This window comes from Streptomyces sp. NPDC004610, assembly GCF_040609715.1.
Taxonomy (GTDB): domain Bacteria; phylum Actinomycetota; class Actinomycetes; order Streptomycetales; family Streptomycetaceae; genus Streptomyces.
The window spans coordinates 90,632-113,127 of sequence record NZ_JBEXLA010000036.1 but is presented as its reverse complement, the minus strand read 5'-3'; the positions used below and the strand labels follow the sequence as shown (position 1 = coordinate 113,127).

The following is a 22,496-nucleotide window of genomic DNA, read 5'->3' as shown; positions in this document are numbered from 1 at the left end:
CATCAAGCACGCCGACCACGCCACCCGATAACCCACCCACGAACACCGCACTGCGGCGGGGCCGGAGACCACCCTCTCCCGCCCCGCCGCACATCTGCTGGTCGTGGCCGTCACCGACCCGCCACCACCCCCGAAGACCCCCGCACCACCAGCGTCCCCGGCACGTCGGCCACCCCGCCCTCCGGTGCCGTGTCCCGGCCCATCGCGATCCGGCCCGCCCACGCGCCCGTCTCCGCGAGCGGCAGCCGGACCGTCGTCAGCGCCGGAACGGCATCCACAGTGAACGGCAGATCGTCGAACCCGACCACCGACACGTCCTGCGGGATCCGGCGCCCCGCCTCCCGCAGCGCGGCGCACGCGCCCAGGGCCGCCGTGTCGTTCGCGGCGACGACCGCCGTCAGGGCCGGGTCCCGCGTGAGCAGCACCCGGGTGGCCCCGTACCCCGACCGGCGGTCGTACGCGGCGTGAAGGGTGCGGCGCGGATCGTCCGCCACCCCGGCCGCCGACAGCGCCGCCCGGTGCCCCTCCAGCCGGTGCCGGGTGGTCGTACGGTCCACGGGGCCCGCGATGTACCCGATCCGCCGGTGCCCCAGGCCGAGCAGATGTTCCGTCAGCCGCTGGGCGCCGCCCCGGTTGTCGAAGGCCAGCGCGACCACCTCGGGGTCCGGCACCGGAGAGCGCCCGCACAGCACCACCCGTGTCCCGGCGTCCGTCAGCCGCCGCAGCTTCGCCGCCACCGCCGCCCGGTGCTCCGCGTCCTCCACGGCCCCGCCGGTCAGGACGACGGCCGCCGCGCGCTGCCGTTGCAGCAGGGTCAGATAGGTCAGCTCCCGCTCCGGCGAACCGCCCGTGTTGCAGACCACCGCCAGCCGTTCCCCGCCGCCGCGGCCCCCGGCGCCGCCGATCTCCGACTGGATCGCGCTCGCCATGACACCGAAGAACGGGTCGGCGATGTCGTGCACCAGGATGCCCACCAGGTCGGAGGTGGCCGCCGCCAGCGCGCTCGCGGGCCCGTTGACGACGTAGTCCAGCTCGGCGACCGCCCTCAGCACCCGCTCCCGGGTCGACGCGGCCACCGGATAGTTGCCGTTCAGCACGCGCGACACCGTCGCGGGCGAGACCCGCGCGCGTGCCGCCACGTCCGCCAGGGTCACCGTCATGTCGCCGCCCTCAGCTCCGTCCCCAGCTCCACCTTCGGCTCGGCCCTCGGCTCCACCCTTGACTCCGTCCTCGGCTCCGCCTTGTCCACCCCCGCCCGCAGAGGCTAGCTTCTCCCTCGATAGAAAGCGCTTACTATCCTCTCGTGCCTGCAACGGGACGGCATCCGTAACGGGACGGCATCCGTAACGGGACGGCAGCCGTGAAGCGATCGACGTCCATGAAGGGAACGACATGACACGCAAGACCGTCCGCATCGCCATGAACGGCGTCACCGGCCGCATGGGCCTGCGCCAGCACCTCGTCCGCTCGATCCTCGCCCTGCGCGAACAGGGCGGCCTCGATCTGGGCGACGGCACCGTGCTGTGGCCCGAACCGATCCTCGTCGGCCGCCGCGAGCACGCCCTCAAGGCGCTCGCCGAGCGGCACGGCCTGGACGAGATCTCCACGGACCTGGACGCCGTCCTCGCCGACGACACCGTCGACCTCTACTTCGACGCCCAGGTCACCTCCGCGCGCGAGGAGGCGCTCCGGAAGGCGATCGGGGCCGGAAAGCACATCTACACCGAGAAGCCCACCGCCACCGGCCTGGACGGCGCCCTCGCCCTCGCCCGCCTCGCCCAGGGCCGGGGCGTCAAGCACGGCGTCGTCCAGGACAAGATCTTCCTGCCGGGTCTGCTCAAGCTGAAGCGGCTGATCGACGGCGGCTTCTTCGGCCGGATCCTTTCCGTCCGCGGCGAGTTCGGCTACTGGGTCTTCGAGGGCGACTGGCAGCCCGCCCAGCGCCCCTCCTGGAACTACCGCGCGGAGGACGGCGGCGGCATCGTCGTGGACATGTTCCCGCACTGGGAGTACGTCCTGCACGAGCTCTTCGGGCGGGTCACCTCCGTCCAGGCCCTCGCCACCACCCACATCCCCGAGCGCTGGGACGAGCGCGGCGAGCCCTACACCGCCACCGCCGACGACGCCGCCTACGGCATCTTCGAGATCGAGGGCGGCGCGGTGGCCCAGATCAACTCCTCCTGGGCGGTCCGCGTCCACCGCGACGAACTCGTCGAGTTCCAGGTGGACGGCACCGAGGGCTCCGCCGTCGCCGGGCTGCGCACCTGCCGGGTCCAGCACCGGGGCGCCACCCCCAAGCCCGTCTGGAACCCGGACCTCCCCGCCGGTCACGCCTTCCGCGACCAGTGGCAGGAGGTCCCCGACAACGCCGAGTACGACAACGGCTTCAAGGCCCAGTGGGAGCTGTTCCTGCGCCATGTGTACGCCGACGCCCCCTACCGCTGGGACCTGTTCGCCGGTGCCCGCGGGGTGCAACTCGCCGAACTGGGCCTGAGGTCCTCCGCCGAGGGCCGCCGGATCGACGTCCCGGAGATCGCGCGATGACGGCGGCCATCCGGCTCCCCGCCCCGGGCGGCGCCCTGCGCGCGTACCACCCCCGCTCCGAGCCCCTCACCCTCCCCCCGGGCGCCCCCTTCCGCTCCCGTACGGTCTTCTCCGCGGCGCATGTCGTCGCCGATCCGTTCGCCGATGTCACCCCCGACACGCCGGCCGTCCTCGACTGGGACGCCACCCTGGCGTTCCGCAGGCATCTGTGGGCGCACGGCCTCGGGGTCGCCGAGGCCATGGACACCGCCCAGCGCGGTACGGGCCTGGACTGGGCGGGCGCGGCCGAGCTGATCCGGCGCAGCGCCGCCGAGGCCCGCTCGGTCGGCGGCCGGATCGCCTGCGGGGTCGGCACCGACCAACTGACCCCCACCCAGGGCGGCCCCCCGCACGGGCCGCACGGGCCCTACCGGACATACGGGCTGGACCAGATCCGCGGCGCCTACGAGGAGCAGTTGGCGGTGGTGGAGGACGCGGGCGCGCAGGCCGTGCTGATGGCGTCCCGCGCCCTGACCGCCGTCGCCCGTGACCGGGAGGACTACCTGGAGGTCTACGGGCAGTTGCTGCGGCAGGCCCGCGAGCCGGTCGTCCTGCACTGGCTCGGCCCGATGTTCGATCCGGCCCTGGAGGGCTACTGGGGCTGCACGGACCTCGACGCGGCGACCCGGACCTTCCTCGATGTCATCGCCGCGCACCCGGACAAGGTGGACGGCGTCAAGATCTCCCTCCTGGACGCCCGGCGCGAGATCGAACTGCGCCGCCTGCTCCCGGACGGCGTGCGCTGCTACACGGGCGACGACTTCCACTACCCCGAACTGATCGCCGGCGACGACCAGGGCTTCAGCCACGCCCTGCTCGGCATCTTCGATCCCCTGGGACCGCTCGCGGCCGAGGCTGTTCGTGTGCTCGACACCGGGAACGTGATCGGTTTTCGCTCACTGCTCGATCCGACGGTCGAACTCTCCCGGCATCTGTTCCAGGCCCCCACCCGCTTCTACAAGACCGGTGTGGTCCTGCTGGCCTGGCTCGCCGGTCACCAGGACCATTTCACGATGGTCGGCGGCCAGCAGTCCGCCCGCTCCCTCCCGCACCTGGCCCGCGCCTACGAACTCGCCGACACCCTGGGCCTGTTCCCGGACCCGAAACTCGCCGAGGACCGGATGCGCGCGCTGCTCGCGGTGCACGGGGTGAACCAGTGACGGGGCCGGGGGGCCCGGCCGGGCTGGGCAGGGGACTGAGGGGACCTCATGGAGCAGGGGACTCAGCGGGCTCAGGGGGCCTGAAAGGACTGGTGCGCGCGATGTCCGGTGACCTCACCCGCTTCTCCATCAACCAGATGACCGTCAAACAGCTCTCCCTCCCCGAACTCACCGAGGCGTGCGCCGAGCTGGGCGTCCGGGGCGTGGGCCTGTGGCGGGCCCCCGTGCACGCGTACGGCGTCGAGGCCGCCGCCCGGCTGATGCGGGACGCGGGGCTGCGGGTGACCACCCTGTGCCGGGGCGGCTTCTTCACCGCCGCCGACCCCCGGGACCGCGCGGCGGCCCTCGACGACAACCGCAGAGCCGTCGACGAGGCCGCCACCCTGGGCACCGACACCCTCGTCCTGGTCTCCGGCGGACTGCCGCCCGGTTCGAAGGACCTGCGCGGCGCCCGGGAGCGGATCGCGGACGCCCTGGGCGAACTCGGCCCCTACGCGCAGGCGCGCGGGGTGCGGCTGGCCATCGAGCCACTGCACCCGATGTACGCCTCCGACCGGTGTGTCGTCTCCACCCTCGCCCAGGCCCTCGACCTCGCCGAACGCTTCCCCGCCGAGCAGGTGGGCGTCACCGTCGACACGTACCACCTCTGGTGGGACGACCGCGCGCCCGAGCAGATCGCCCGCGCGGGCGCGACCGGCCGCCTGCACGCCTTCCAGCTCGCCGACTGGATCACCCCGCTCCCGGAGGGCGTCCTGGAGGGACGCGGCCAGCTCGGCGACGGTTCGATCGATCTGCGGGAGTGGCGCGGCCACGCCGAGGCCGCCGGATACGGCGGACCGATCGAGGTCGAACTGTTCAACACGGGCCTGTGGGCCCGGGACGGCCGCGAGGTCCTGGCCGAGACGGCCGAACGGTTCCTGATGTACGCGATGGACTGAACCGGGCGAACGGAGTCCGATCCCGACCGGACGAAAAAATTCCGCCCGCCCGTGCAACCGTTTCCCTCCCCGGCGGGTCGTACTTGGCATCAGAACCCCTGGAGGGGGGATCCGGGGGGATCACGGGGTTCTGATGCAGGAGGGGAAAGCAGGGGGGCCCGGTCCACGGACCGGGCCCCGCCGTTTCATCCGCCCCCTCGACTCAACCGCCGGAGCGCCACGCTCACAGCACCACGCTCACAGCGTCACGGTCACAGCGCCGCGACCTCCTCGGCCGTCGGATACGACTCCTGCGCCCCCGCCTTCGTCACCGCCGCCGCCCCGACCCGCGCCGCGAACGCCGCCGCCTGCGCCAGGGACTCGCCCTGCCCCAGCCGCCACGCCAGCGCCGCCGTGAACGCGTCCCCGGCGCCCGTGGTGTCCACGGCGTCCACCTTCACCGACGGCACCCGCTCGACCCCGTCCCCGCTCGTCACCAGCGCCCCTTCGGCACCCAGGGTCACCACCACCGAACGCGGCCCCTTGGCGAGCAGCAGCCGGGCCCAGTCCGCCGGGGAATCGCTCACACAGGCGTCGCCCAGGATCACCCGAGCTTCGTGTTCGTTCACGATCAAAGGATCACAGGCGGCGAGCACTTCACCGGGCAGCGGACGCGGCGGCGAGGGATTGAGCACGAACCGGCTGTCCGGTCCCAGCGCGCGCACCACCTCCACCACCGACTCCAACGGGATCTCCAACTGCGCCGACACCACGCGCGAGGCACGGAAGAGACTCCCCGCCGCCCGTACGTCCTCGGGCCCCAGCCGCCCGTTCGCACCCGGCGACACCACGATGCTGTTGTCCCCGGACGGGTCCACGGTGATCAGCGCCACCCCGGTCGGCGCGCCGCCCACCAGCACCCCCACCGTGTCCACGCCCGCCGCCCGCTGGGACTCCAGCAGCAGCCGCCCGTGCCCGTCGTCCCCCACGCGCGCGAGGAGCGCCGTACGGGCCCCGAGCCGGGCCGCCGCGACCGCCTGGTTGGCGCCCTTGCCACCCGGGTGGACCACCAGATCCGACCCGAGCACCGTCTCCCCGGCCCCCGGCCGCCGTTCCACCCGGACCACCAGATCGGCGTTGGCCGATCCCACGACCAGCAGGTCGTAGTCGTACATCAGCTGTCTCCCTCGATCATCAGCCGTCTCTTCGATCGGCCGGGTGTCCCTTTGGGCGATTTCGGTGTGCTCGATTCCGGTGTGCCCGATCTCGATCGGCTGTTTCGGCCGACGCGCCGCAGGACCGGCGCACGATCAGCCGCGCGGGCAGGGTCACCGACGCGGGCCGCAGCCCCTCGATCACCTCGACCAGCGCCCGTACCGCGGCCCGCCCCAACGCACCCGTCGGCTGCGCGATCGAGGTGATCGGCGGATCGGTGTGCACGAACCACCGGATGTCGTCGAACACGACCAGCGCCAGGTCGTCCGGCACCCGCAGCCCGCGCGCGCGTACGGCGTCCAGCGCGCCCAGCGCCATCAGGTTGTCGGCGGCGAACACCACCTCGGGCGGCTCCGCCAGCGCGAGGAACCCCTCGGTCGCCCGCCGGCCGCTCTCGGCCTGGAAGTCGCCCTGCCCGATGTACGCGTCCGGCACCGGCAGCCCGTACCCCGCCATCGCCTCCCGGAACGCGTCGATCCGTTCGCTCCCGGTGGTGGTCGAGTCCGGTCCGGCGATGATCGCGACCCGCCGATGACCGAGTGACCACAGATGCCCGACCAGATCCCGGACGGCCGCCCGCCCGTCCGACCGCACGACCGGCACGTCCACCCCGGGGATCCACCGATCCACGAACACCATCGGCGTCCCCCCGCGCACGGCGTCCGCCAGCAGCGGCGACCCGGCGTCGGTGGGCGCCACGAGCAGCCCGTCGATCCGCCGGTCCAGGAGGGTCCGTAGGTGATGGTCCTGCACCTCGGGCCGTTCGTCCGCGTTCCCGATGATCACGCTGTACCCGAGCGAACGGGCCTCTTCCTCGACCGAACGCGCGAGTTCGGTGAAGTACGGATTGAGCACATCCGGAATGACCAGACCGAACGTGCGCGTCTGATCGGTACGCAACGACCGGGCAACGGCGTTCGGCCGGTAGCCGAGCGACTCGACAGCGGCCAGCACCCGGGCACGGGCGTCCGCGCTGACCGACGGATGCGCGTTCAGCACCCGCGACACCGTGGCGACGGACACCCCCGCCGCGACGGCGACATCCTTGATGCCCGCCATGGCCGACCCACCTCCTCGCGGACGCCGCCTGGAGTCCGACGGTCTCGAACGAGACGCGAATGAAATCGATTACATCGCCATGCACGAAGGATTGGAATCGATTACATGAACCGGGAGCAAGGGGCAGCGGCGCCACGAGACCGAATCGTGACCCTCCGCCTTCTGTGCTCCCTCCACCTCCGCACCCCCCTCCACTTTCCGCACCCCCCTCCGCCTTCCGAACACCCCAATCCCGATGCGAACACCCTGAAGTCGGAATCGATCACTCCCGCAGCGCGCTTTCGTAGATCACCCCCGCCCCCACCAGCGCGAACCACTGGGTGCAAAATGCAAACATGTCGGAAACGAACACCCCGAGAACGGCCGTGATCGATGACGCCCAGGCGATCAGTGGCTGCCTGGCCCGCGCCTTCGACGACGACCCGATGATGCGCTGGTTCTTCCCCAAGGACGCCACGCGCGAGACGGCGTTGAGCGCGTACTTCGCGACGATCTTCACCCGCCAGTACGTGCACAACGCGGTATGCGAACGCACAGGGTCGGCGGCGTCGTTCTGGGTGCCGCCACAGGCGCAGGCGAAGGCGGTGCCGGACGCGGAGACCATCGGTGAACTGGTACGCATCCTCGGCGACCGCGCCGGCCTGTTCCGCGAGGCCGTGGAGACGGCGGCCCAGCACACCCCGCGCGAGCCGCACTGGTACCTCGCCCTCATAGGCGCCGACCCCGCCGCCCAGGGCAAGGGCGAGGGCGCGGCCCTGCTGCGCTCGGGACTCGCGAAGGCGGACGCGGCGGGCCTTCCGGCGTACCTGGAGTCCTCGAAGGTGGCCAACCTGTCGTTCTACGAGCACTTCGGCTTCACCGTCCGCGAGAAGCTGGACCTGCCCGGCGGCGGCCCGACCCTGTGGGCGATGTGGCGGGAGCCGCGCGTCTGACGCACCCGCGCGCGGGAGCGGCGCCGCTGAGGCCAGTGAGGCCAGTGAGGCCAGTGAGGCCACTGAAGCCGCCGAAGCCGCTGTGACCGGTCCGGGCCCTGATTGTCGGTGGGCGCCACTACGGTGCCGCCATGACAACCGAAGCCTCTAAAACCTCCGAAGCCTCCGACGCCTCTGAAGCCCCCGCCGCCCCCACCACCTCCCCCTCCGACTGGGACCGCCAACTGGCCCACGCCTTCGGCGTCCTGGTCGGCCGCCCGCTGGACGAGTTCGACCCCGACGCGGTCTACGCGGTCACCCTCCAGGGCAATGCCCTGAACGAGTCCGGCTTCCTCAAGGAGCCCGACTGGGTGCGCACCCAGGCCCTCAGCGGCGCCGAGCCGATCCCCTGCGACTTCGGCCTGAGCGGCAGACCCGACCGGCGCCCGCAGTGCGACGCGAGCACCTCGGTCTTCGAGTTCTGGCGGTGCGACAGCCCGGAATCACCGCTGCCGAAGGACTTCGCGGCGGCGCTGATGGCCGCCTCCTTCGGGCAGTACATGATCAGAGGCGTCGAACTGGCCCCCCTCCTGGACCGGTTCGGCGTCGATCTCACCGCACCCGCCCTCAAGGACACCTGGGACGTCTGCTTCCCCCGTCTGATCTCCGACGGCACCCTCCTCGACGCCCTGCGGGTCGCCCTGGAGACCGGCCGCACCCCCGAGGACCTGCTCCCCTTCCCCTTCACCACGGAGCCGGAGGAGGACTGGGAGGAGGACCTCGCCGGCATCGAACATCCCACCCTGCGCCGCCACCTCGGCTACTTCTGCACGGACGGAGAGGAGGGCATGATGCCGGTCGGTCAGGACGTGTCACTGTTCGCCCTGGAGGACGAGGGGTGCGAGCCGGTCTATGGCTGGGAGGACGGCCACGGCCAGATCGACCTCGCGGTGATCAAGCTCAGCCCGTCGGTCGCGGGCCCGGCCCGGGAGCGACGGAACCCGTGAACTCCGAAGCGGCACCGAGCCCCCGTCCCGCCTACAACTGGACCTCCGCCACGGTCGCCTCCCCGGGCGGACCGCTGCTGATCTGCGCGGCAGACTCCTTCGCCGCCTGGACCGGAGCGGTCTACGACTCCGCCTACGACCTGGACCCGGCGTGCGACTACGCCCGCGCCTGGTCGGCGGTCCACCCGGACGACGACGACCTCGAAGCCGCGTTCGTGGCCTTCGGCGATAACGGGGCGCACAGGGGCCTCGTCTGGGAGATGGACGGCGAGGGCACGGCGGAGATCGCCCGGACCGCCGTCCGGCGAAGGAGCGGGCCCGGCGACGGCGACGACGGCTTCCTGATCGCCCGTTCGTGGATCCCCCGGGGCAGTACGCCCGCGCCCCGCCGCCGTGCCGCCGGGGCGTCCCCGGCGGAGGAACGCGAGACGGGCGAACTGCGACTGCGGGGCGGCCGGGTCGTGGTGGCGTGGGCCGGGCTGAACGCCGACGAGACGGGCGCGTACGCCGACGCGCGGGAGCGGGCCGAGTCGATCGCGGCGCTGGCCCGCCTGAACCCACCGGTCGCCCTGAACACGGATGATCAGGTGGGCCTGGGAACGATCCTGCGGGTGCGACCGGGAACGTACCGCGTCACCTACGGATGGCACGAGGGGACGAGGGGCCGGTACATGCCGTCGGAGGAGTCGCAGGGCCCGGTACGGAGGCAGTACAAGGACGACGACTGGAGCTGCCGTTGGGTCCGCTTCACCCAGGTGGACCGATGAGGCCGCGCTGACCGCCCTCAGCCGAAGGACGCGCGGAACGTCTCCTCGAAGGCGGCCCGCACCTCGGCGGAGACGGTGTCCCAGCGCAGGTCCAGTTCCCCGGCCTGCTCCTCCAACTCTTCGCTCACCTCGTCCCAGTACCAGTCGCACCAGAAACCGGCATCGTGGACGACGGACTCCCAGCCGGCCGATTCCCGGTACGCGGAGTCACCGGCCCGCCCCTCGGCCTCCTCCCGCGCGCCACTGATCAACTCTCCCAGCCCTGCCGACGAACCAAGTGAACAGCCCGGCATGTTCGCATCGCTCATGGTGTGTCGCCCGCTCTCCCCACCGCTTCGCTCTCATCGCTCCTATCGCTTATCACTCTTATTTTCTATCGCTCCAGGGCCCCGATGCCGGCCCGCCAGGCCCCCGTCAGATCCGCCCCGTCCGGAAACCGGCCGTGGATCTCCAGGATCACCATGCCGTGGGCGAACGCCCAGACGGCCCGTGCCCGGTCCATGTCGAAGTCGCACGCCCTGAGCAGCGGCAGCGCCGCGCGTTCCTCCAGCCCCTCGGGGAGCGCGTGGCGGGGGAGCGGGCCCTCGGTGGCGAGGCAGTAGAGGTGGGGGTGGGCGAGGGCGTCCGCGCGATAGGTGGCGGCCAGGGCGGTGAGCAGCGAGGGGAACTCGGCAGGCCCGGACCGTTCGAAGCGTTCCTCCGCCTCCTCCATGGCCCGTGCGGTTTCGATCAGGCTCAGGGCGATCAGTTCCACCTCCACGGCCGCTTTGTCGGGGAAGTGTTTGTAGAGGGAGGGCGCTTTGATGCCCAGATGCTCGGCCAGCGCGCGCATGGTGAGCGCGGCGATCCCCGACTCCTCCACCAGCACCCGCGCCGCCTCGACGATCTCCCGGGCCCGGGGCGTGAGCCGGGCCGAGGGGTCGGTGGGGTCGGTGTGGTGGCCGCCTTGAGGCGCATGTGTCGTCGTCCGCCGCCGCCGCTCAGCCACGCTGGAAACCGTCCTTCGTCCGCAGTCCGTACCCGAAGGCGCGATCGTACGAGATATGGGCGAGCCAGCCGCACAGCGCGGCGAAGAGCGGGGCCCACTCCTTGGGCGCGGTGAGGGAGTAGAGCACGGCCAGGCTGAACGGGATCACCGCGCGGTGGGCCAGGTTGTAGTACGGCACCGCGCGGGGCGCGATCCGCCCCTTGGCGAGCCGGCCGCTCTCGCGCGCCGAGATCAGCAGCGTCAGATCCGGCGCGAGCATGAAGAGCAGGGCCATGACGATCGCCGCCGCACCGTGATTGATCCCCTCCAGGATCGCGAAGGCCGTCCAGAACAACGCGGCGGCGAACCACAGCGCCCGGCGCGCGACGCTCAACGGGAAGGGGACGGGAGGTGTGTCCACGTCCCTGGTGGCACCAGAGGGCGGGACGGAGATCTGGATCGAGTTCTTTTCGAGGGTGGTGAGCGTGTGCGGCTTCATGGAGGTGCCTTCCTTCCGGTGTACGACATCGCCACTAGCTAACGTCGTTAGCTGAACCGTATGGCTAACGACGTTAGCCGTCAATGGGTGTGACAGGGGACGACCGCCCTGGGAACATGACCCGACCGCTTCTCCGAAAGGCTGATCCGATGGTGGGCATGGTCGTCTGGGACATCCGCTGCCGCGCTTCGACGCGAGAGCGGTAAACGAACCTGGTCATCGCCACGGCAACCGATCATCGCCACGGCAACTGAACGTCGTAGCGGCAACCGATCGTCGGAACGATCACGGATCACCGGTCAGCGATCACCGATCACCAGGATCGCGAACCACCCCTCACCCCTCACCCCTCCCGCGCCGCTCCCTCGTCGAAGTGCTCTTCGTTTCCTTGCACGTTCGATCACGAGGAGTACGAACATGTCCACGATCCACTGGACCGAACACCGCGCATCCCGCTCCGCCCGCTGGCACTCCGAGAACGGCACCCCGGCTCCCCTCCGCACGGTCCTGGTTGACGACGGGACGAAGGCGGCCGACGCCTACCGGTTGGCGTGTGAGGGGACGGCGCTGCTTTGGCGGGGCGACTTCCGCAACGCCCGGCAGCTCCTGAGCGCGATGGGTCGGCGTATCGAACAGGCACCGCGATCGATCGGCCGTCCCCTGATCGATTCCTTCCACGGGCAACGACACGCCGCCGCTCACCGTGCGCGGGTCCTGGGTGGGCTCCTGGTGCTGCTGGACGAGAACCATGCCCTGACCTCGGTACGCCGCGCCCCTGATGTCCGCCGGGCCTGCCTGGAGGCGTACGGCCCTCCCGAGGGCCCCACGGTGGTGTCGCTCCGTGAGCTGCTCGGAGTGATGGGTGCGCACCAATGGCGTGAGAAGGGGGTGGATGTACCGGCGCTGGGTGCCCGTATCCACCCCCATTACGGCGTGTTCGCGCCCACGAGGGGCGAGTACATCGACCTGGTGGCCCAAGCGCCGCTGCCTCCGGCGATCCGGGCCAGCCCGGCCGCAGCCACAGCCACGGCCTTCGACCTCGGTACGGGAACGGGTGTCCTGGCCGCGCTCCTGGCCCGGCGGGGCGTCGGCCGAGTCCTGGCCACCGACATCAGTCCCCGCGCGCGGGAGTGTGCCAGGGAGAACGTCGGGCGACTGGCACTGACGGACCGTGTGGAGGTGTCGGGGCCCGATCTGTACCCCCAAGGGCGGGCCGACCTCGTCCTCTGCAACCCGCCATGGCTACCCGCCCGCCCGACCAGCCCCATCGAGCAGGGCGTCTACGACCCGGACGGTGCGATGCTCCACGGCTTCCTCACCGGCTTGGCCGCCTGTCTCCGCCCGGCCGGCGAGGGCTGGCTGATCCTGTCCGACCTGGCGGAACGCATCGGCCTCCGGACCCGGCGCGACCTGCTGGACGCGATCGGGGCGGCGCACCTGCGTGTTGTCGACAGGACCGACACCCGGCCGAGGCACCCCCGTGCCAGGGACACGACCGACCCGCTCCACGCGGCGCGCAGCGCGGAAGTCACGTCCCTATGGCGCCTGGCGGGTGCCCCGCGCTAGGCAACACCCAACTCGCACCACACGTACTTGCCCTGATCACCGAACCGCCCGGACGGCTGCCAGCCCCAGTAGTCGGCGCAGGAGTCGATCAGAGCGAGCCCGCGCCCGTCCTCCTCGTCATCACCGAGTTGCTCCCAGGTCTTCGGTGGCCCCGGGGGTTCCGGATTCGTGTCCCAGGTGGCGATCCATACGACGCCCTGCGCGTTCCGGCGCACGCGCAGGGCGGCGGGCCCGTCGGTGTGCCGTACGGCGTTGGAGACCAGTTCGGTGGCGATGAGTTCGGCGGTGTCGGCGAGCCGGATCAGCCCGTGCATGGTGAGGATCAGCCGCAGGGTGCGACGGCATACCGTGACGGCTCTGAGGTCGTTGGGGATGGAGAGGGTGTACTCCCAGGTTTCGGGCATGGGTCATCAACTCCGGTGAGGTGTGGGGGATTTGATGCGCGGTGGCATGTCGCGGCCGTCGTGGGGGGACGGAGCGATGCGCTTCCGTTGAGTGTGCGGTACGTCACCGAAGGTAGGTCTATGGATTCATGTTTTGCAAGCGGATCGCGTAATCTGTCGCCTGAACGGGTCCTGCCCGCCGGGGCGTTGAACCCGTGTTGAACCAAGGAGAACCAGATGGCGCTCAGGCGCGAACCCACAGCCCGACAGAGGCGGTTGGCCGTCGAGTTGCGCAGACTTCGCGAGGCTGCGGGTCTCAACGCGCGCGAGGCGGCTGATCTGCTGGGAGTGGGCCCGGCACAGATCACTCACATCGAGTCGGCGCTGGCAGGGGTCAGCGAGAAGCGACTCCGACGTCTTGCGTCGCACTATGCCTGCACGGATGCCAAGTTCATCGACGCGTTGGCCGACATGGCCACGGACCGCACACGGGGTTGCTGGGAGGAATTCCGAGGTCTGCTGCCGACGTCGTTCCTGGACCTGTCCGAGCTGGAACATCATGCATGTTTCCTACGGGAGGCACAGTTCCTCTATGTCCCCGGTCTGCTCCAGACGCAGGACTATGCCCGCGCGGTCTTCGGCTATCGGGTTCCCGTACTCCCCATCGAGGAGATGGACCTTCGGGTAAGCCACCGCATGCAGCGCAAGGCCATCCTTGAGAGCTCAGAGCCGACGGCGTACGAAGCCGTCATCCACGAGGCTGCGCTGCGCATCATGGTGAGTGATCGCCCGGCCTTTCGAGCCCAACTCGCTCACCTCGTGGAACTCTCCGAAGCCGATCACATCACTGTGCGGGTGATCCCTTTCAACCTGGAGAACTTTGGTGGAGCAGCAAGTGCCATGACATATGCCGGAGGTTCGGTGCCCAAGCTGGACACTGTCGTGCGCGATGCGCCGCAGGGGGCCAGCTTCGTTGACTCCGAGGCGCAACTCGGAGCCTTTCGAAAGCTCTTTCGTAAGCTGGAGGACGTGTCGCTCACTCCCGACCAGTCGCGCGACCACATCCACAAGCTGGCCAACGAGCTGTGAGGCGCCCCATGGAGACCTTCGACAACTGGCGGAAGTCGTCCTACTCAAGCTTCGGCGATGGCGACTCGTGTGTGGAGGTGGCAGGGAACCATTCGCGAGTGGGTATACGCGACTCAAAAACCCCTACCACCGCCACCCTCACCTTCCCCACCCCCACCTTCACCACCTTCCTGGAGTCCCTCAAAGTCACCCCCGAACACTGAGGTCAGGCCCCTTGTCAGTGGTCCCTGTCAGGCTTCGTGCATGACCTACGACCTCGCTGTCTGGGAAGGTGAGCGCCCGGCGGACGACAAGGCCGCCGGCGACACATTCGCCGCCCTCTACGACCACTACATCGACACCGTCGACGACATTGACCACCCCCCAACCGACCGCATCGCCGCCTACGTCGCCGCGCTGCTCGACCGCTGGGGCGATATGGACGACGACAACGACGACACCTGCCCCTGGTCGGCCGGACCTCTGATCGACACGGCCACCGGCCCCCTGGTCTACTTCCCCATGCGCTGGAGCATGGCCGAGGAGACATCGGCCCACGCGGCGGAGCTGGCGCAGTCGATGGACCTGGTCTGCTTCGACCCGCAGCGGGATCGACTCAGACCGGCCCAGGACGGATGAGGACGCTCACCGCACCCGCTCATACACCACCGCCAGCTCACCCAACTCCCCCCGCTCCTGCGCCCCGAGCCGCCAGCTCGTCCCCGGCGATGGACGGCCAGTACCCGAGAAACCCCTCGGCGTTAATTTTCGTGTCAAGGAATAATTAACCTTTGACGACCCGGGCGGACGCGTCGCCCGGTCGTCCACAAGCCCCGAGTTATCCACAGCCCCCCCACAAGCCCCCCACCACTGTCAGAACCCCCCGGTACTGTCGATCGCATGGCTCACCAGGCGGGCAATCCCACGACAGAGCAGCGGTTCGCCGTGCTCGAAGGCGTGTTGGAGCGGATCACGTACGCCAACGACGACAACGGCTACACGGTCGCGCGGGTCGACACCGGCCGAGGCGGCGGCGATCTGCTCACGGTCGTCGGCGCGCTGCTCGGCGCGCAGGTGGGGGAGTCGCTGCGGATGGAGGGCCGCTGGGGCTCCCATCCCCAGTACGGCAAGCAGTTCACCGTGGAGAACTACACGACCGTGCTGCCCGCCACCGTCCAGGGCATCCGGCGCTATCTGGGGTCCGGGCTGGTCAAGGGGATCGGGCCGGTCTTCGCGGACCGCATCACCCAGCATTTCGGCATCGACACCCTGAAGATCATCGAGGAGGAGCCCAAGCGGCTCATCGAGGTGCCCGGTCTCGGCCCCAAGCGCACCAAGAAGATCGCCGACGCCTGGGAGGAACAGAAGGCGATCAAAGAGGTGATGCTCTTCCTCCAGACCGTGGAGGTCTCCACCTCCATCGCCGTGCGCATCTACAAGAAGTACGGGGACGCCTCGATCTCCGTCGTCAAGAACCAGCCCTACCGGCTCGCCGCCGACGTCTGGGGTATCGGCTTCCTCACCGCCGACAAGATCGCCCAGTCCGTCGGGATACCGCACGACAGCCCGGAGCGCGTCAAGGCGGGCCTCCAGTACGCGCTTTCCCAGTCCACCGACCAGGGGCACTGCTTCCTGCCGGAGGAGCGGCTGATCGCGGACGCGGTGAAGCTGCTGCAGGTCGACACCGGCCTGGTCATCGAGTGCCTCGCCGAGCTCGCCGGACCGCCGGAGGAGGGCGAGGACCCCGGGGTCGTACGGGAGTCAGTGCCGGGCCCGGACGGCGGGGAGCGGGTCACCGCCGTGTACCTGGTCCCCTTCCACCGCGCGGAGCTGTCCCTGTCGGCGCAGGTCCTGCGGCTGCTGCGCACCGAGCAGGACCGGATGCCGGGGTTCAGGGACGTGGCCTGGGACAAGGCGCTGGGGTGGCTGAAGGGGCGGACGGGCGCGGAGCTGGCGCCGGAGCAGGAGGCGGCGGTCAAGCTGGCGTTGACCGAGAAGGTCGCCGTTCTCACCGGAGGTCCGGGCTGCGGCAAGTCGTTCACGGTCCGCTCGATCGTGGAGCTGGCGCGGGCCCGCCGGGCGAAGGTGGTGCTGGCCGCGCCGACCGGCCGGGCCGCCAAGCGGCTCGCGGAGCTGACCGGCGCCGAGGCGTCCACCGTGCACCGGCTGCTGGAGCTGAAGCCGGGCGGGGACGCGGCGTACGACCGCGACCGGCCGCTGGACGCCGACCTGGTGGTGGTCGACGAGGCGTCCATGCTGGATCTGCTGCTGGCGAACAAACTGGTGAAGGCGGTACCGCCGGGGGCGCATCTGCTCTTCGTGGGGGATGTGGACCAGTTGCCGAGTGTCGGCGCGGGGGAGGTGCTGCGGGATCTGCTGGCGGACGGCTCGCCTGTGCCGGCGGTGCGGCTCACCCGGGTGTTCCGGCAGGCCCAGCAGTCCGGAGTGGTGACCAACGCGCACCGGATCAACGCCGGGCAGCACCCGGTGACCGACGGTATGAAGGACTTCTTCCTCTTCGTGGAGGACGACACGGAAGAGGCCGGGCGGCTCACCGTGGATGTCGCCGCCCGTCGTATTCCGGCCAAATTCGGGTTCGATCCGCGGCGGGACGTCCAGGTGCTCGCGCCGATGCACCGGGGGCCCGCCGGGGCGGGCACACTCAACGGGCTGTTGCAGCAGGCCATCACCCCGGCCCGCCCCGACCTCGCCGAGAAGCGGTTCGGCGGACGAGTCTTCCGCGTCGGCGACAAGGTCACCCAGATCCGTAACAATTACGACAAAGGAGAGAACGGTGTCTTCAATGGCACGGTGGGTGTGGTCACCTCGCTCGACCCGGTCGACCAGCGGCTCACGGTACTGACGGACGAGGACGAGGAGATTCCGTACGATTTCGACGAACTGGATGAGCTGGCGCACGCGTACGCGGTGACCATTCACCGCTCGCAGGGCAGTGAATATCCGGTCGTGGTGATCCCGGTCACCACCGGCGCCTGGATGATGCTTCAGCGGAATCTGCTCTACACGGCGGTCACCCGGGCGAAGAAGCTGGTCGTCCTCGTCGGTTCGCGCAAGGCGATCGGCCAGGCGGTGCGGACCGTCTCGGCGGGCCGCAGATGCACGGCGCTGGACTTCCGGCTCACCGGGACCTGACCTCACGCACACTCGGCAGCACCGCCGCAGCACCAGCACAGCGCCAGCACAAAGTCGGCAGAGGCACCGCTGAGCCACCTCGGCACCACCAGCCGGCTCTCCTTCCCCCCGGACGGCCCGCTGAAAGATGATCGATCAAATGAGTCACAAAGGTCACAGAGCACTTCCGGATGCCGGACCGAGCGGGCAGGATGGCAAGTTGGCGGCACTGAGTGCCGCCATTGAGCCCAATGGTCGACCCCGAGTGCACTCTCCTGCGCCAAATGGGGGATGGTAGAGACAGTCAGGGCACCTCGAAGATGAGGCACTACGTCGGTGAGGGAAGACGTGAGCGACAACTCTGTAGTACTGCGGTACGACGGCAGCGAGTACACCTACCCGGTGATCGACAGCACCGTCGGGGACGAGGGCTTCGACATCGGGAAGCTGCGTTCCCAGACCGGTCTCGTGACCCTGGACAGCGGCTACGGCAACACCGCCGCCTATAAATCCGCGATCACCTACCTCGACGGCGAGCAGGGGATTCTCCGGTACCGCGGTTACCCGATCGAGCAGCTGGCCGAGCGCTCCACCTTCCTGGAGGTCGCCTATCTGCTGATCAACGGCGAGCTTCCGACCGTCGACGAGCTCAGCGTGTTCAAGAACGACATCACGCAGCACACCCTGCTGCACGAGGACGTCAAGAACTTCTACAAGGGCTTCCCCCGCGACGCCCACCCGATGGCCATGCTGTCGTCGGTGGTCTCCGCGCTGTCGACCTTCTACCAGGACAGCCACAACCCGTTCGACGAGAAGCAGCGCAACCTCTCCACCACCCGGCTGCTCGCCAAGCTCCCGACGATCGCCGCGTACGCGTACAAGAAGTCGATCGGTCACCCGTTCGTCTACCCGCGCAACGACCTGGGCTATGTCGAGAACTTCCTGCGGATGACCTTCTCGGTCCCCGCGCAGGAGTTCGAGCTGGACCCGACCGTCGTCGCCGCCCTCGACAAGCTGCTCATCCTGCACGCGGACCACGAGCAGAACTGTTCGACCTCCACGGTCCGGCTGGTCGGCTCCTCGCAGGCCAATATGTTCGCCTCCATCTCGGCCGGTATCAGCGCCCTGTGGGGCCCGCTGCACGGCGGCGCCAACCAGTCGGTGCTGGAGATGCTGGAGGGCATCCGCGACTCCGGCGGCGATGTCGACACCTTCATCCGCAAGGTGAAGAACAAGGAGGACGGCGTCCGCCTGATGGGCTTCGGCCACCGGGTCTACAAGAACTTCGACCCGCGCGCCAAGATCATCAAGGCCGCCGCGCACGATGTCCTCTCCGCGCTCGGCAAGTCCGACGAGCTGCTGGACATCGCGCTGAAGCTGGAGGAGCACGCGCTCTCCGACGACTACTTCACCGAGCGCAAGCTCTACCCGAACGTCGACTTCTACACCGGTCTGATCTACCGGGCCATGGGCTTCCCCACCGAGATGTTCACGGTGCTGTTCGCCCTCGGCCGGCTGCCGGGCTGGATCGCCCAGTGGCACGAGATGATCAAGGAGCCGGGCTCCCGTATCGGCCGCCCGCGCCAGATCTACACGGGCGTCGTCGAGCGCGACTTCATTCCGGTCGAGGCGCGCTGAGTGATCCGCCTCACGTGCCGTTGAGCGCACGGCATTGAGCAGAACGGCCTCGGGCCCCGTATTCCACGGTGAAGAAGTGGAGTACGGGGCCTGTTGCGTGGAACCGGTACGGAGGCGGCGAGCGAGTGAGAGCCGGTACGCGCACGGCGGTGAGACCCAAGGTCGGGGCCAGGGCCAGGGCGGCGGTGGCGGAGGCGGAGGCGGAGGTCGTGACCAGGGTGTCCGGGCATGACAGAAGGCGCCCTGGCACGCCAGTCCCCCCACGGGCCGACGACCAGGGCGCCTTCCCATGTCCCGGTGCGGATTCCCCCCACGGGATCCGGCCGGGCGTCTGTGAGGACCAGCGCCTGAATTCGCTGTTCGTGGGCACAACGAGCAAAACTCGCCGTACCCGGGTGCCGCCGTAGCGGCGGCTATGCGGTTGTGCCCTGCGATTGTGTCCTGTGTGTCCTGCGGTGGTGCTCGGTGTTACGGGGTGGTGCTGGGCAGTGATGCCGTGGTCCGGACGCCGGGGCGCCCGGTGCATCTGCCGGGACAGCGCACGCTGGGAGGGCCGCTCAAAGCTCCCCGGTTGTACGTGTCCCGGCAACGCAGTTCTGAGGAAGTCCCCCAAGACATCCCCAGACGCCATCCGACGCCCCCCAAGACGCCGTCTGACATCGTCAACTTAGACCTTCGAACCCCTTCGATGGTTACGTTCGCATCACTGTGATCTGCGTCTCTTGCATATGTCCCGTTTGCTACGCAAGGGGCCCGATGAGGTGAACGGGGTCCAAGCGTAAGGAAGATGCGCGAGCCTTGTGAAGAGCTTATGTGAGGGGCGCGCCGGACTCCAGAGGGGCCCAGGTCACGACTTCGGCGAACCGCCGGTAACTTCACCGCCGGACGCTCCGCAGGTCAACGGAACGTACGCAATCGCGGCCGTCCCGTCACCGTGCGGAGCCGGTGCGTCCGGGTGCGGCGGCGGTGGCCGTTGTATGCGGTTTTCCAGTGCGTCGGCGCGTCGGAGATGTCCGTGGACGCGGCGGGACCGGGCCGTGCCCCGGCGGGCTTCCGTAGCCCTCGGGTGCGGCCCGGCCCCGGCGGATCACCCCGGTTCTCCCGGTCGTTCCTGATGTTCCTGACGGTGCTGACGGTGCTGACGTTCCTGGTGTTCCGGTCGTTCCGGGGAGTCGCTCAGGCGCGGCCGGTCAGCTCGTAGCCGGCCTCGTCCACGGCCGCGCGGACGGCGTCCTCGTCCAGGGGCGCGGCGGAGACGACGGTGACCTCGCCGGACGACGCGACGGCCTGCACCGCGCTGACGCCCGCGAGCCGCGAGATCTCCTCGGTCACGGCCCCTTCGCAGTGCCCGCAGGTCATCCCGGTCACCTGGTAGACGGTGGTGACGGAACCGGAGGTGTCGGTCTGGGCGGTCATGTCGTTCTCCTCGTGGAGGCAGGTGGAGATGGGTGTGGCGTACGAGATGGATGTGACAGCTGTGGCCCCCAGGGCTCACGACTCTCACTCTATACCCCTAGGGGGTATTTCTCCAAGAGGGATCCCGCCGGGCCAGCGACCGCGCCCAGACCAGTCCCAGCAGCGCCACCACGACCATCCCGCCGACCGAGAACACCAGGAACAGATGCTGCTGCTCCGTGGTGGGGCGCGGGATGTAGCCCTCCGCGAACAGCGCGCGCTGGAGACCGGTCTCGGTCAGCAGGGTGACCAGCCAGACCGCGATGCCGTGCGTCGAGTCCCACAGCGCGTGCAGCAACGACACCCCGAGATACGTCCCCACCACCGCCCCGGTGATCCGGAACCGGCCGTCCGGGCGGCGGTACGACAGCAGCACGGCACCGGCGACAGCCGTCCACAGCCCGTGCCCGAACGGGGCCAGGACGCCGCGCAGGATCTCGGTCTCCAGCAGCGCCCGCAGATCGATGCCCCGGGTCGAGACGGCGGCGTTGAAGGCGTAGCCCGCGCTCTCCAGGGCGGCGAAACCGAACCCGACCGTCGCGCCGAGCACCAGTCCCGCGCGCGTGCCCCGGATCCAGGTCCGGTGGCGCAGGACGAACATCAGCGCGCCGAGCTTCACCGCCTCCTCGATCAGCCCGACGCCGACGAACATCCATACGGACGGGTGCAGCAGGTAGTACTCCATCACCGAGGCGCCCAGCACGCCGAGCGTGCCGCCGGTCAGGAAACAGCCGAGGATCACCCCTGCCCCGAGATCCCGCCCGTGCCGCTCGTACGCCCACAGCGTGAAGGTCACCGGCACCAGAAAGCTGCCGAGCAGGATCAGCGTCGGCAGCAGGGTGGAGTTCTTGGTGGCGTACGTGACCAGCGCGGTCAGCACCCACAGGGCCAGCCCGCCCCACAGGCAGCGCTTCCACAGCCCCGCCCGGATCTGCGGCCGGTCCGGCGGCGGCTGCTGCGGGCCGGGGATACGGGCTCGGGGCGTGCCGGACGGCGGCGGGGTGTGGGTCACGGTCGTTCCCTCGTCACTCCTGGCTGCGGTACGGCCACTTCTGGCCGATTTGTCCGACCTTAAGGGTGGTGGGGGCGTGGCGCAGGTCGACGCGGGAGCCGTGGGTTCGGAGGCTTGCGGGTTTGGAGGGTCGTGGGTTCGGAGGGTTGTGGGTTCAGCGAGTCGTGGGTTCAGCGGGTCGCGGGCGGGCCGGGCTGGTTCTCATGGGAGGTGGTGAACGGTTCGAGGTAGCGGATCAGGACGGCCTTCAGCTCCTGGATGTACGCGTCGCGCTGGGTGCCCTCGGTGGCCAGAACCAGTTCCAGGCCCCCCATGTAGATGCTCAGACAGACGTTGGCGACCCGCTCGACATCGGCGTGCGGCGCGTCGGGCACGACCGACAGCAGCAGGTCCTGGATCCGGCTGAGCAGCGTCACATGTAGCGCGTCGTGCTGCTCGGTGATGCGGCCGGGAGCGTCGGGGCCGTGCATCAGCGCGAAGAACACCGGACGGGCGCAGTTGAAGGCGATGAACCGGTCCACGGCCGCGCCGACCACCTCCTCCAGCGGGGTCTCCGGGGCCACCGGCCGCAGCGCCGTGCCGTACGCCTCCCGCATCTCCTGCATCAGCCGCTCGCCCAGCTCGATCGCGATCGCTTCCTTGTTCGGGAAGAACTGATAGAGCGTCCCCGGCGAGACACCGGCCTCCCGGGCGATGGCGTTGGTGCTGGCGGCCGTGTAGCCCGTCGTGGTGAAGACGGTCGCGGCGGCCTCCAGGAGCTGCGCGATACGCCGCTCCCCGCGGGCCTGACGGCGCTTGGGGCGGTCGTCGGAGGTGGGGGAGGGGGTGACGGCCTTCTGGGGGGTGCGGGGGGCGTGAGGGTTGTCCGGGGTGGTCGGAGCGGCCGGAGTGTCCGGAGTGGTCGGGGTGTCCGGGGAGGCGGGCGTGCGGGCCGCCTTCGACCGGGTCGTGCGGGACTTTTCCGGCGCGGCGGAACCGCCCGGCGCGGCGGGCTCATCCGGTGTCACGTGCTCATCCGCCTTCGTGGGTGCGGGTGTGTCGGGCACGAGTTATCCCCAGCTCTCCGAACGCGATTGACAAACACGAGTGGTCACTCGCATTCTGGTGAAACGCGAGCGATCTCTCGTGTTTGCCAGTCTATTGGCAATGGCAGACCC

At 69.8% G+C, this 22,496-nt stretch carries 22 protein-coding genes; 12 read left to right on the top strand and 10 right to left on the bottom strand.

Going from position 1 to position 22,496, the window contains the following annotated elements; genetic code table 11:
• Positions 1-110: 110 nt before the first annotated feature.
• Positions 111-1,160, bottom strand: a complete 1,050-nt coding sequence (locus ABZX40_RS32540; RefSeq protein ID WP_355745313.1) for a LacI family DNA-binding transcriptional regulator — start codon at positions 1,158-1,160, stop codon at positions 111-113.
• Between the two features lie 232 nt (positions 1,161-1,392).
• On the opposite strand from ABZX40_RS32540, the gene ABZX40_RS32535 reads away from it, so the two are divergent.
• The 3 genes from ABZX40_RS32535 (at position 1,393) to ABZX40_RS32525 (ending at position 4,681) form a co-directional block, all read left to right on the top strand.
• The gene (locus tag ABZX40_RS32535) at positions 1,393-2,544 is read left to right on the top strand and encodes a Gfo/Idh/MocA family oxidoreductase (RefSeq protein ID WP_355745316.1); all 1,152 of its coding nucleotides are present in this window, start codon (positions 1,393-1,395) and stop codon (positions 2,542-2,544) included.
• Positions 2,541-3,743: a dihydrodipicolinate synthase family protein gene (locus tag ABZX40_RS32530; protein ID WP_355745319.1), complete on the top strand. Its 1,203-nt coding sequence runs from the start codon at positions 2,541-2,543 to the stop codon at positions 3,741-3,743. The genes ABZX40_RS32535 and ABZX40_RS32530 overlap by 4 nt, the downstream gene beginning before the upstream one ends.
• A 101-nt stretch (positions 3,744-3,844) precedes the next feature.
• On the top strand, positions 3,845-4,681 hold the full coding sequence (locus ABZX40_RS32525; RefSeq protein WP_355745322.1) for a sugar phosphate isomerase/epimerase family protein: 837 nt from the start codon (positions 3,845-3,847) through the stop codon (positions 4,679-4,681).
• A gap of 251 nt (positions 4,682-4,932) precedes the next feature.
• Here the strand turns inward: ABZX40_RS32525 and ABZX40_RS32520 are convergent, their stop codons facing one another.
• Together ABZX40_RS32520 and ABZX40_RS32515 are read right to left on the bottom strand one after the other, a co-directional pair.
• Positions 4,933-5,835, bottom strand: a complete 903-nt coding sequence (locus ABZX40_RS32520; RefSeq protein WP_355745324.1) for a ribokinase — start codon at positions 5,833-5,835, stop codon at positions 4,933-4,935.
• Positions 5,836-5,854: 19 nt separating this feature from the next.
• Positions 5,855-6,934: a LacI family DNA-binding transcriptional regulator gene (locus tag ABZX40_RS32515; protein ID WP_355745327.1), complete on the bottom strand. Its 1,080-nt coding sequence runs from the start codon at positions 6,932-6,934 to the stop codon at positions 5,855-5,857.
• Between the two features lie 335 nt (positions 6,935-7,269).
• On the opposite strand from ABZX40_RS32515, the gene ABZX40_RS32510 reads away from it, so the two are divergent.
• The 3 genes from ABZX40_RS32510 (at position 7,270) to ABZX40_RS32500 (ending at position 9,619) form a co-directional block, all read left to right on the top strand.
• Positions 7,270-7,866 carry a GNAT family N-acetyltransferase gene (locus ABZX40_RS32510; RefSeq protein WP_355745330.1) on the top strand — a complete coding sequence of 199 codons (597 nt, stop codon included), beginning with the start codon at positions 7,270-7,272 and terminating at the stop codon, positions 7,864-7,866.
• A gap of 131 nt (positions 7,867-7,997) precedes the next feature.
• On the top strand, positions 7,998-8,852 hold the full coding sequence (locus ABZX40_RS32505) for a hypothetical protein (protein WP_355745333.1): 855 nt from the start codon (positions 7,998-8,000) through the stop codon (positions 8,850-8,852).
• On the top strand, positions 8,849-9,619 hold the full coding sequence (locus ABZX40_RS32500; protein WP_355745336.1) for a hypothetical protein: 771 nt from the start codon (positions 8,849-8,851) through the stop codon (positions 9,617-9,619). Before ABZX40_RS32505 ends, ABZX40_RS32500 begins: the two co-directional genes overlap by 4 nt.
• A 17-nt stretch (positions 9,620-9,636) precedes the next feature.
• Here ABZX40_RS32500 and ABZX40_RS32495 read toward each other — a convergent pair whose 3' ends face one another.
• The 3 genes from ABZX40_RS32495 to ABZX40_RS32485 all read right to left on the bottom strand — a co-directional run bounded on the left by ABZX40_RS32495 (position 9,637) and on the right by ABZX40_RS32485 (position 11,085).
• Positions 9,637-9,870 (bottom strand): hypothetical protein, encoded by a 234-nt coding sequence (locus tag ABZX40_RS32495; RefSeq protein WP_355745339.1) that lies wholly within the window; start codon positions 9,868-9,870, stop codon positions 9,637-9,639.
• Between the two features lie 122 nt (positions 9,871-9,992).
• Positions 9,993-10,505, bottom strand: a complete 513-nt coding sequence (locus tag ABZX40_RS32490) for a TetR/AcrR family transcriptional regulator (RefSeq protein ID WP_355745573.1) — start codon at positions 10,503-10,505, stop codon at positions 9,993-9,995.
• A 94-nt stretch (positions 10,506-10,599) separates the two neighbouring features.
• On the bottom strand, positions 10,600-11,085 hold the full coding sequence (locus tag ABZX40_RS32485) for a DUF4260 family protein (RefSeq protein WP_355745342.1): 486 nt from the start codon (positions 11,083-11,085) through the stop codon (positions 10,600-10,602).
• Positions 11,086-11,502: 417 nt separating this feature from the next.
• Between ABZX40_RS32485 and ABZX40_RS32480 the strand changes: the two genes are divergently transcribed.
• A complete protein-coding gene (locus ABZX40_RS32480) occupies positions 11,503-12,651 on the top strand; it encodes a class I SAM-dependent methyltransferase (RefSeq protein WP_355745345.1) in 1,149 nt (382 codons plus the stop codon).
• Here ABZX40_RS32480 and ABZX40_RS32475 read toward each other — a convergent pair.
• The gene (locus ABZX40_RS32475; protein ID WP_355745348.1) at positions 12,648-13,055 is read right to left on the bottom strand and encodes an ATP-binding protein; all 408 of its coding nucleotides are present in this window, start codon (positions 13,053-13,055) and stop codon (positions 12,648-12,650) included. The genes ABZX40_RS32480 and ABZX40_RS32475 overlap by 4 nt on opposite strands.
• 216 nt (positions 13,056-13,271) lie before the next feature.
• Between ABZX40_RS32475 and ABZX40_RS32470 the strand changes: the two genes are divergently transcribed.
• The 5 genes from ABZX40_RS32470 to ABZX40_RS32450 all read left to right on the top strand — a co-directional run bounded on the left by ABZX40_RS32470 (position 13,272) and on the right by ABZX40_RS32450 (position 18,872).
• A complete protein-coding gene (locus tag ABZX40_RS32470) occupies positions 13,272-14,123 on the top strand; it encodes a helix-turn-helix transcriptional regulator (RefSeq protein WP_355745351.1) in 852 nt (283 codons plus the stop codon).
• An 8-nt stretch (positions 14,124-14,131) separates the two neighbouring features.
• Positions 14,132-14,326: a DUF397 domain-containing protein gene (locus ABZX40_RS32465; protein WP_355745354.1), complete on the top strand. Its 195-nt coding sequence runs from the start codon at positions 14,132-14,134 to the stop codon at positions 14,324-14,326.
• Between the two features lie 40 nt (positions 14,327-14,366).
• Positions 14,367-14,741: a hypothetical protein gene (locus ABZX40_RS32460; RefSeq protein WP_355745357.1), complete on the top strand. Its 375-nt coding sequence runs from the start codon at positions 14,367-14,369 to the stop codon at positions 14,739-14,741.
• Positions 14,742-15,002: 261 nt separating this feature from the next.
• On the top strand, positions 15,003-17,255 hold the full coding sequence (locus ABZX40_RS32455) for an ATP-dependent RecD-like DNA helicase (protein ID WP_355745360.1): 2,253 nt from the start codon (positions 15,003-15,005) through the stop codon (positions 17,253-17,255).
• A 327-nt stretch (positions 17,256-17,582) separates the two neighbouring features.
• Positions 17,583-18,872 (top strand): citrate synthase, encoded by a 1,290-nt coding sequence (locus ABZX40_RS32450; RefSeq protein ID WP_355745362.1) that lies wholly within the window; start codon positions 17,583-17,585, stop codon positions 18,870-18,872.
• A 1,176-nt stretch (positions 18,873-20,048) separates the two neighbouring features.
• Here the strand turns inward: ABZX40_RS32450 and ABZX40_RS32445 are convergent.
• The 3 genes from ABZX40_RS32445 to ABZX40_RS32435 all read right to left on the bottom strand — a co-directional run bounded on the left by ABZX40_RS32445 (position 20,049) and on the right by ABZX40_RS32435 (position 22,106).
• Positions 20,049-20,288 (bottom strand): heavy-metal-associated domain-containing protein, encoded by a 240-nt coding sequence (locus ABZX40_RS32445; protein ID WP_355745364.1) that lies wholly within the window; start codon positions 20,286-20,288, stop codon positions 20,049-20,051.
• A 97-nt stretch (positions 20,289-20,385) separates the two neighbouring features.
• On the bottom strand, positions 20,386-21,339 hold the full coding sequence (locus tag ABZX40_RS32440; protein ID WP_355745366.1) for a PrsW family intramembrane metalloprotease: 954 nt from the start codon (positions 21,337-21,339) through the stop codon (positions 20,386-20,388).
• Between the two features lie 170 nt (positions 21,340-21,509).
• A complete protein-coding gene (locus tag ABZX40_RS32435) occupies positions 21,510-22,106 on the bottom strand; it encodes a TetR/AcrR family transcriptional regulator (RefSeq protein WP_355745576.1) in 597 nt (198 codons plus the stop codon).
• Positions 22,107-22,496: the final 390 nt, after the last annotated feature.

Coding starts and splice junctions, on each gene's coding strand:
- ABZX40_RS32540 (WP_355745313.1), bottom strand. CDS start 1,160: ATGACGGTGACCCTGGCGGACGTGGCGGCACGCGCGCGGGTCTCGCCC.
- ABZX40_RS32535 (WP_355745316.1), top strand. CDS start 1,393: ATGACACGCAAGACCGTCCGCATCGCCATGAACGGCGTCACCGGCCGC.
- ABZX40_RS32530 (WP_355745319.1), top strand. CDS start 2,541: ATGACGGCGGCCATCCGGCTCCCCGCCCCGGGCGGCGCCCTGCGCGCG.
- ABZX40_RS32525 (WP_355745322.1), top strand. CDS start 3,845: ATGTCCGGTGACCTCACCCGCTTCTCCATCAACCAGATGACCGTCAAA.
- ABZX40_RS32520 (WP_355745324.1), bottom strand. CDS start 5,835: ATGTACGACTACGACCTGCTGGTCGTGGGATCGGCCAACGCCGATCTG.
- ABZX40_RS32515 (WP_355745327.1), bottom strand. CDS start 6,934: ATGGCGGGCATCAAGGATGTCGCCGTCGCGGCGGGGGTGTCCGTCGCC.
- ABZX40_RS32510 (WP_355745330.1), top strand. CDS start 7,270: ATGTCGGAAACGAACACCCCGAGAACGGCCGTGATCGATGACGCCCAG.
- ABZX40_RS32505 (WP_355745333.1), top strand. CDS start 7,998: ATGACAACCGAAGCCTCTAAAACCTCCGAAGCCTCCGACGCCTCTGAA.
- ABZX40_RS32485 (WP_355745342.1), bottom strand. CDS start 11,085: ATGAAGCCGCACACGCTCACCACCCTCGAAAAGAACTCGATCCAGATC.
- ABZX40_RS32480 (WP_355745345.1), top strand. CDS start 11,503: ATGTCCACGATCCACTGGACCGAACACCGCGCATCCCGCTCCGCCCGC.
- ABZX40_RS32475 (WP_355745348.1), bottom strand. CDS start 13,055: ATGCCCGAAACCTGGGAGTACACCCTCTCCATCCCCAACGACCTCAGA.
- ABZX40_RS32470 (WP_355745351.1), top strand. CDS start 13,272: ATGGCGCTCAGGCGCGAACCCACAGCCCGACAGAGGCGGTTGGCCGTC.
- ABZX40_RS32465 (WP_355745354.1), top strand. CDS start 14,132: ATGGAGACCTTCGACAACTGGCGGAAGTCGTCCTACTCAAGCTTCGGC.
- ABZX40_RS32460 (WP_355745357.1), top strand. CDS start 14,367: ATGACCTACGACCTCGCTGTCTGGGAAGGTGAGCGCCCGGCGGACGAC.
- ABZX40_RS32455 (WP_355745360.1), top strand. CDS start 15,003: ATGGCTCACCAGGCGGGCAATCCCACGACAGAGCAGCGGTTCGCCGTG.
- ABZX40_RS32445 (WP_355745364.1), bottom strand. CDS start 20,288: ATGACCGCCCAGACCGACACCTCCGGTTCCGTCACCACCGTCTACCAG.